This is a genomic window from Phormidium sp. CCY1219 (genome assembly GCF_055795085.1).
The window spans coordinates 1-288 of the sequence record NZ_JAYFEQ010000711.1 but is presented as its reverse complement, the minus strand read 5'-3'; the positions used below and the strand labels follow the sequence as shown (position 1 = coordinate 288).

1 protein-coding gene is annotated in these 288 nt (G+C 41.7%); it reads right to left on the bottom strand.

The genetic code is table 11. From position 1 onward, the window contains the following. Nucleotides 1-288 (bottom strand): group II intron maturase-specific domain-containing protein (locus AC0QH1_RS21065; RefSeq protein WP_324633283.1); only part of this gene is annotated, 288 nt, incomplete at both ends.

The window sequence follows — 288 nt, the reverse complement described above, 5'->3', positions numbered from 1 at the left end:
AAATACCCATTGCCGATTCCCTATTGTTTGCCAGTATTTCTTGGCTACCCACTTTCCATTTTTGTTGGAGTGTCTTCGTTTTCCCCATTTGGTTAATTTCCAGTATAGTAAACTATCCATTTGAGAGAAGACTTCCTTGGACACTACTGTTGAGTAGTAGTTGCTCCATCCTCTGATAACCGGGTTGAGGTGTTTTATTAACCCCTCTTGCGGTACTGCTCTGTGGGAGTCTACTATCTCTTTAAGTTTCTTGTAGTGGGTTTTAATGGCTTGCTTGCTGGGTTTGAT